Consider the following 8,095-nt stretch of genomic DNA (forward strand, 5'->3'; position numbering starts at 1 on the left):
TATTGCCACTTTTTTTTACCTAAATATACTCTTTTTGGCAATTTAACTTCGCTTTTTATTACTATTTTTATATACAAGTTATTAACAGACAGATTGTTATAACATATTTAAGGAATGACTAAATACTTTTGACAACATTTAGAGAAGCTGAAACGTCCCGAAAAGTCGGGACAGCTTGACAAAAAATGAGATTTTTTAGACACCCTTTTAACAAAAATAAATCTACTGTTTCCGTAATTTTTTCTCCACAAACAACGGTACAGTTTCATCAATTTCAGAGAATTCTAGTGCTTTTTGCTCTTTCAATCTATCAGTAAACAACACACCATTTAAATGATCGTATTCGTGCTGAAAAACGACCGCGGTAAAACCTTCGACTATTTCTTCGTGAAAATTACCGTCTTTATCCAAATACGCGACTTGGATGGTATAATTACGCAACACTTCACCACTAATATCCGGAATCGAAAGGCAACCTTCCATACCTTTTCGCAGTAATGCCGAACGCCACGTAATTTTAGGATTGATGTACAATTCGAAGGGTTCGCCGACTTTGTCAAAACGTTGTACCCAAAACAAATTCCGGTTGATACCTACCTGAGGTGTCGCAATTCCGATTCCCGGATTGGCAGGATCTCGCATGGATAGAAACATTCTTTCTGCTAGAACAGGCAACAATGCATCCTTTGGATCCACATCGGTAGAAACGCTGGTCAAGATTTTCAACTCCTTTTCGTCGGTAATTTGAATCACTTTCAGCATCGTTTTAACATCTCCCGATTGGATGAGCTTTTTTTCTTCACTGCTGAATTTTTGTGCAGAAAGGTTAGTTGCAATGAAAAGGAATAGGAGTGTTAGGGTTGTGTTTTTCATATAAAAAATACATATAATGAAGCATTTAAAATAAAAATACCCCAAAGAAACGATTGTTTTTCGGGGTAAGTTTAGTAATTTTTTTCTACGATGTATATTCTGATTTGTTCGAAATTCTTTTTAAGACATCCTCAATGAGTTCGTCAGTTAAACCCACAGTTGCACTCGTTTGAATTAATTGCTCTTTTAAAAAATCAGGTAATGCATTTAAAGATTTATCATCATCGATGATTATAAATTCTTCATCTATCGTATTTGTGTGTAACCAATTCAATATTTCTTCTTTTCGACTTAAATGGTTTGTATTTTCCGAAAGACGATCAATCGTATTGGTTTTAATACCTCTTTCCTCAAAGATGTTTTTCCACTGTTCTAATGTGTAAGTAAATTTGTGAGAAGTAGTTAGCACGATAGTAGCACCTGTTTCAAAGATAATTCTTTGAAGTGCTTGAGTAGCTCTATGGCTAAATGTTGGAAAGCCATCATTTAAAAATTCAGGTCTTTTCCAAGAGTTAGCAGGAACCATTACGCCATCTATGTCTAACAATATTAACATGTTACAAAGTTACTTTATTTTAATTCATGATTAATGAATCGAATTCGTGGAATTAAATCTAAGATCATTCGTGAAAATTTACTTCGTCTGTTCGCTGTCGCTCGGGTGTGCAATTCGTGTCAAATTCTTCCTCATTCTTTTTAAATCCCCGCCACCGCTTTAATTTCATCAATAATCCTCAAAGCCAAATCATCCGCTTTTTCTTGCGAAGCCGCTTCGGTATAGATCCGAATAATCGGTTCCGTATTGGATTTTCGCAAATGCACCCAGTTTTCAGCAAAATCAATCTTCACACCGTCGATTGTAGTGATTTCTTCCATTTTGTATTTTTCGGTCATCGCTTCCAAAATCGCATCCACGTCAATTTGAGGCGTCAATTCAATTTTGTTTTTGCTCATGTAATATTCAGGATACGAAGCCCGTAACTCAGAAACCTTCATTTTTTTGTGTGCCAAATGCGTCAAAAACAACGCAGCTCCCACAATCGAATCCCTGCCGTAATGCGAGGCCGGATAAATGATGCCACCGTTTCCTTCACCACCAATAATGGCATTGTTTTTCTTCATCAATTCCACCACGTTCACTTCTCCCACAGCACTGGCTTCGTAAGTGCCACCGTGCTTCACCGTCACATCCCGCAAGGCTCGAGAAGACGACATATTCGAAACGGTATTGCCAGGTGTTTTGCCCAAAACATAGTCAGCCACAGCTACTAAAGTGTACTCTTCGCCAAACATTTCTCCGTCTTCACAGATGAAAGCCAAACGGTCCACATCAGGATCGACCACAATTCCTAAGTCGGCTTTTTCTTTGACTACCAATTCAGAAATGTCGGTTAAATGCTCTTTTAAAGGTTCTGGATTGTGCGGAAAATGTCCGGTGGGGTCGCAATATAATTTCACTACTTCCACACCCATAAGTTCCAGCAACTTAGGAATGATAATGCCTCCCGAAGAATTCACAGCATCCACCACCACTTTAAATTTGGCCGCTTTCACCGCTTCCACATCTACCAACTCCATGTTCAAAACCTCGTCGATATGAATGTCCATAAAAGCATCGTTCGAAGTAATTTCGCCCAAATCGTCTACTTCTGCAAAAAGGAAATCCTCGTTTTCGGCAATTTCTAGAATTTTTGCACCCTCAGCACCATTTAGGAATTCTCCTTTTTCGTTCAGTAATTTCAGCGCGTTCCATTGTTTCGGGTTGTGACTCGCCGTCAATATAATGCCGCCATCTGCCAATTCCAACGGAACTGCAATTTCAACCGTTGGCGTTGTGGAAAGTCCTAAATCGATAACGTCTATACCCAAACCAATCAATGTATTGACCACAAGATTGTGAATCATCGCGCCAGAAATCCGTGCATCACGCCCTACGACCACGATTAATTTGTCTTTTTGCGAATACTTTTTCAGCCACGTGCCGTAAGCCGAAGCAAATTTTACCGCATCCACAGGCGTAAGATTGTCGCCCACCGTGCCGCCGATGGTTCCTCTAATTCCAGATATTGATTTTATTAACGTCATAACTTTGTTTTGTTTTATGACAAATATAATAATTGCATTCAGAACTTCTAGTAAACCGATGGCTTAAATCAACCAAGCACGTTACGAAATTGTTGTTTTTTCAGGAGCTTATTCCAGCTATTCACAGCAAGTCCTCAGCAAAAAGCTTGTTTTTCCAAGCTCAAAAAGGAGCTTCTAGGGTCGCTCTTTTTGAGCAGGAAAAACTACGCTTTTTGCCTCCGGGCTTTCCCCCGAAGCTTCGGGGCTATCTGGGCTAAAAAAGTGGTAATGCTAATTTTTTGCAGACCATACACGTGTTACCTGCTTTTCCAATGTCTTTTCTTTCACAATAACGAAGTGCGGTAGCTAAATCATTTAAAATGTTTTGTACGGTTTTAATATCCTAATCGAATTTTTAAGCCCTCCATTCACTAAACTGTCCCTCAGCTTGTTCCATAATCTCTTGGAGAATACCATTCAATTCTGAGATGCTTACTTTGCCTCGCAGTTCTTTTTTTACCGCTAAACGAATGGCTGCTTTGGCATCTTCCTTATTCATCCAATCGATTTGCAAGTTGCTTTTTACTGCTTTTACAACAGCATGAACCACGTTCTGAATCGGTCCTGATTCGTTAATGATTTCTTTCTTTGCTGCAATAATATCATAAAATGCCAATTCCTCGTCCGACAAACCTAGTTCCGATTTACGCTTGTCTTCGTCTTGCATTTCTTGGGCTCTGTGCACCAATTCCGCAATAGCCGTGTACGAATCAATTGCATTTAAATGATACCGTTCAATAACCTTTTCAATTTCTTCTTTTAATGAGGTATATTTTTTAATGTTTTTTGGCATTCGGAGTTTTACTTCATCTTTTAAAATGTTTTTTAACAACTCTATTTTAATCGCCATACTGTCTTTATCCTTTTTAGCACCCAACAAAAAGGTTTCGTCTAAAATCGAAATATCAGCTCGTTCAATGCCTGCCATGGCAAAAACATCAATAATATCATCCGATTCTATACTTCGACTGATTAATTCTTTAACTTCGTTTGCTGCATTGCGTTTGCCTGATTTAACCGATTTGGCATTTCTAATCGCTTTAGATAAATGTTGTGCAAACAGTACATCAATAGCAAAATCCTGAATCTCCGGTTGTGATTTCACGATAGACAATAAGCCTGTCAGTTTCTTTTCTTCCAGCATGTATTGATTGGCCACCTCATCAAATTTTATAATGCGACTCAAGGCACTACGAACCAACAACATTTTATCGTTGTCACGCAATCCTTTCCAATGGCTGTAATCTATATTTTCGCCTAAAAGTGACTTACAAATGATAACTTGATTATAAAACATTTCTAAGGCTTGACGCATATCAATAGTTGGTTCGCCTTTTCCGCCACTTCCCGTATATTTATTAGTGGCTGTTTTCAGTTGGTCGCCAATTCCAATATAATCCACGATAACGCCTGATGGTTTGTCTTTAAAAACGCGGTTGGTTCTGGTAATGGCTTGCATTAAACTGTGTCCTTTCATCACCTTATCTACATACATCGTATGCACACAAGGAGCATCAAAACCAGTGAGCCACATGTCTCTAACAATTACGATTTCGAGCGTATCCTTAGAATTTCTGAAACGCTTTTTTAATGCTTCTGTAGCGTCTTGCGTTCTAATATGCGGATTCCATTCTATGGGATCTTTGGATATGTTACCTGTCATTACAACGGCAACTTCTGGGCAACCTTCTAATGCCGTTAACGCATCATACATTTTTACACTATTTCTCCTACTCATACAAACTACCATTGCTTTTCCTGGTAAGGTATCGGTTCGGTTTTTAAAGTGATTTAAAATATCAGCAGCGATTTTTGCCACACGTTCTGCGGAACCCGCTGCATCTTCAATGGCCGCCCATTTTAAATTGGAAGCGTCTTCTTCATCTATTGTAATGGCATCTACATCTTGGTCAATATTCTCATTGCTCAAATGCAACTTGGCTAATCGGGGTTCGTAATAAATTGGAACGGTTGCTTTGTCTTCAACGGCTTGCTTGATGTCGTACACGTGAATGGTTTCTCCAAAAACTTCTTGTGTGTCGGCATCTTTACTGTCAACAGGTGTTCCTGTAAAACCAATAAACGAAGCATTAGGCAAGGCTTTTCGTAAGTTGGAAGCAAAACCACTTAACAATCCATATTGCGTTCTGTGGGCTTCATCGGCCATTACAATAATGTTTTCTCGTTCCGATAAAATAGGATGTTCTATTTCGCCTAGTTTTTCATCGTTACCCATTTTTAAACGGAACTTTTCGATGGTAGTAAAAATGACACCACCACTTCCAGTAGAAAGCAAGCGTCTTAAATCATCCGTAGAATCCGCATGTTGCACATCGCCTACTAAATCTTTTGCCAACACAAAGTTTTCATACAACTGAAAATCCAAATCACTTCTGTCGACTTGTACTACAATAGTTGGGTTTTTCAATTCGGGTAAACTGCGTAGTATTCCTGCATATATCGCCATAGAAATACTTTTACCGCTGCCTTGTGTATGCCATATTACCCCAATTCGTCCATCGCCGAAAGGTTTGATGGCTTTTTTGGCTGCTTCAACAGCAAAATTGACTCCAAAAAACTGATGGTATTTGGCCCCTTTTTTAATCAAAGTGCCATTATGATCTTCAAAAAAGATAAAGTTCTTGATGTAATTGAGTAAGCGCTCTTTGGGAAACAAACCAAACAACAACGTATGCATTTGAAAATCATCGTCCACTAAAGTAGTTCCATCGATGCTTTTCCAAGCGGCATACCATTCGCTTTTGGCGTTGAACATACCGTGTTGGGCTTCGTTACCATCACTGATAATGGTTAGCATATTGTATTCAAACAATTGCGGAATATCTTTGGTATAATGCCCTATTTGGTTTAAAGCTTCGGCAATATTGGTATTTTCGTCAAACCAGTTTTTTAATTCAAAAACCACTAAAGGCAAACCGTTGATGTAAATTATAATATCTGGGCGACGCTTGTTTTTACCTACAATACTAAACTGATTGACACACCAAAACGTATTGTTTTCTGGGTGTTGAAAATCGATAGGGTAAATATGTACGGCTTTGTCTTGCTTGTGGGCATCTTTGTATTCAAAATCTAAACCTTTGGTGAGCTTTAAATGAAAATCTCTATTGCGATACAACAAATCAGCGCCTTTGGTATTGGCAAATTCTGCAACAGCAACGGCTTGCAACTCGCTTGGCAATTGTGGATATTGCTTTTTTATAAACGCCAACAATTGGTCTTTTAAAACCACTTCGTTCGCATTTTGTGGCAAAGTACTGCCGTTTACATGGGTATAACCTAAATCGGTTAACCAGTCTATGGCAGCTTGTTCTATGGTAGCTTCTTTTGTCATACTCATTTCCTGCGAAGGCAGGAATCTCATTTAATTAAACGCTGTACTTACTCTCTAAACTCTTTTAACCGCACTTCACCACTAATTAACTTTGGTAATAAAGTATCTCGTAATTGGGTTAGGGTTATGTTTTCGATTGTGTTCTGCTCTATATTTTCACTTATTGAAGATATTTTTTCGTTATATTTATAAATTAGATGTTCTGGCGGTAGTTCTAATTCATAAAGTTCAATAACATCTTTCGTAATCATTCTTACAGTAGTACCGCTTGCATTAGCTCGAACATGTTCACTGTACTCCTTACTTTTCAGTAATTGAAATAGGAGACTATTACTTAATTTAGATTTGTTTATTACCCTGTATAGATTAGTTCCTACAATTATTTTCTTTCCTAATAGATATTTTGGAATGATAGCTGGTTTACCAAGAATTGGAAGGTTATCTGATTGTTGTCGTGTAGCTAATACAATTTCACCAGGTTCAACATAATGACTTAAATTACATTCCCCAGAATATAATCTAGCTCCTGAACTAACAAATCTCTTGTTATAAGAAACACAACCCATGCCTAATAAAAGTGAATCTCCTTCACCTATAAACTCACCTTTATAAGAAAAACCTCCCTTTATTTCAATTATGTCTTTTAAGTAAAACTTTTCCCAATCATCAGTAGCAGAGTCTAAAAACCAGTGTTTGTATAATGCCGTTGCCATTTCTTCTAGGGTTTTGTTGATGGCTAGGTTGTTTTCTATTTTGTCGTCTATTGTGGAGAGGATGGAGGCTATGGATTTTTGTTCTATTAAAGAAGGTAACTCAATTTCAATTTTCTTTAAAAGTTCAGTTGTTAAACTTGGAATTGCAGAACCAACATCCATTGATGCAAAATCAAGAACTTTTAAATTGTAATATAAATATTTAGGAAAAGCTACATCTTCATTTATTTTTGACCAAAATATTGTGTCGACAGACCAAAATGGTTCGTTTAAATAATAGATATTATTTAGTGAACCTTTTCGTGGTATTAAGATTGTTTCTTTATCATACAATGCTTGATTTCCATAACGCATAACTCCACCCGTTCCATAAATGGGTATATTTCCATCTTGAACTTTTTTATGGTCTTTTCCATACTTTATTTCTAAAGCATCTGAGAGTTTATATGTTTTCCAGTTTTTTGGCATTTATTTAGTTTTATGATAAAAATATTTTTTCAATAATTGGCAACAAGTTCTCATTATAGTGTAGGTATTCGTGTTTACTTACTCCCCAAAAACCAATATCTGGCTTATTTGTATGAGAAATTGAATTTTGATTTCTTCTTTCAAAAAAATGATTAACAAAGTTTATTTCTCCAACTTTAAATCCAAGCTCTGTCATTTTTGTTTTTATTTCTAAAGAATTAGCTTCAGTTGAATTCATATGTTTGATCTCAAAAAAATATTGAAACTCATTTAAAAAATGATTGAAACACACATTATAAAAACCTAATTTTTCACCAACAACTCTTTGTTTTACTTGCTGAATCAATGCAACACAATTATCATTTAATAAAAAAGTTGTATCATAAATTGGTGTGAAATTTTGAAGTGATAAAGAATCATCAATACTTTTGAATAAAATTGAAAAATATTTATTTTCTCTTTGAATTAAATTAGAGAGTAATTTTTTTGATTCAGAAATAAAATAAACATACTCCTCTTGTAATTCTTCTTTTTTACCATCTTTAAGTTGGCCAATTAAAAA

The 8,095-nt window shown here is 36.6% G+C and carries 6 protein-coding genes; all 6 read right to left on the minus strand.

What is annotated here, in order from left to right:
- Positions 1-222: 222 nt before the first annotated feature.
- Positions 223-873: a peptide deformylase gene (gene def / locus ACIQ2X_RS11220; protein ID WP_396179011.1), complete on the minus strand. Its 651-nt coding sequence runs from the start codon at positions 871-873 to the stop codon at positions 223-225.
- A gap of 85 nt (positions 874-958) precedes the next feature.
- Positions 959-1,429 (minus strand): HAD domain-containing protein, encoded by a 471-nt coding sequence (locus ACIQ2X_RS11225; RefSeq protein ID WP_396179012.1) that lies wholly within the window; start codon positions 1,427-1,429, stop codon positions 959-961.
- Between the two features lie 140 nt (positions 1,430-1,569).
- A complete protein-coding gene (gene glmM / locus ACIQ2X_RS11230; protein ID WP_396179013.1) occupies positions 1,570-2,958 on the minus strand; it encodes a phosphoglucosamine mutase in 1,389 nt (462 codons plus the stop codon).
- Between the two features lie 394 nt (positions 2,959-3,352).
- Positions 3,353-6,382 carry a type I restriction endonuclease subunit R gene (locus ACIQ2X_RS11235; protein ID WP_396179014.1) on the minus strand — a complete coding sequence of 1,010 codons (3,030 nt, stop codon included), beginning with the start codon at positions 6,380-6,382 and terminating at the stop codon, positions 3,353-3,355.
- A gap of 17 nt (positions 6,383-6,399) precedes the next feature.
- On the minus strand, positions 6,400-7,533 hold the full coding sequence (locus ACIQ2X_RS11240) for a restriction endonuclease subunit S (protein ID WP_396179015.1): 1,134 nt from the start codon (positions 7,531-7,533) through the stop codon (positions 6,400-6,402).
- 10 nt (positions 7,534-7,543) lie between these two features.
- Positions 7,544-8,095 (minus strand): hypothetical protein (locus ACIQ2X_RS11245; RefSeq protein WP_396179016.1); only part of this gene is annotated, 552 nt, incomplete at its 5' end.

It is taken from the genome of Flavobacterium sp., assembly GCF_044368625.1.
Lineage (GTDB): Bacteria > Bacteroidota > Bacteroidia > Flavobacteriales > Flavobacteriaceae > Flavobacterium.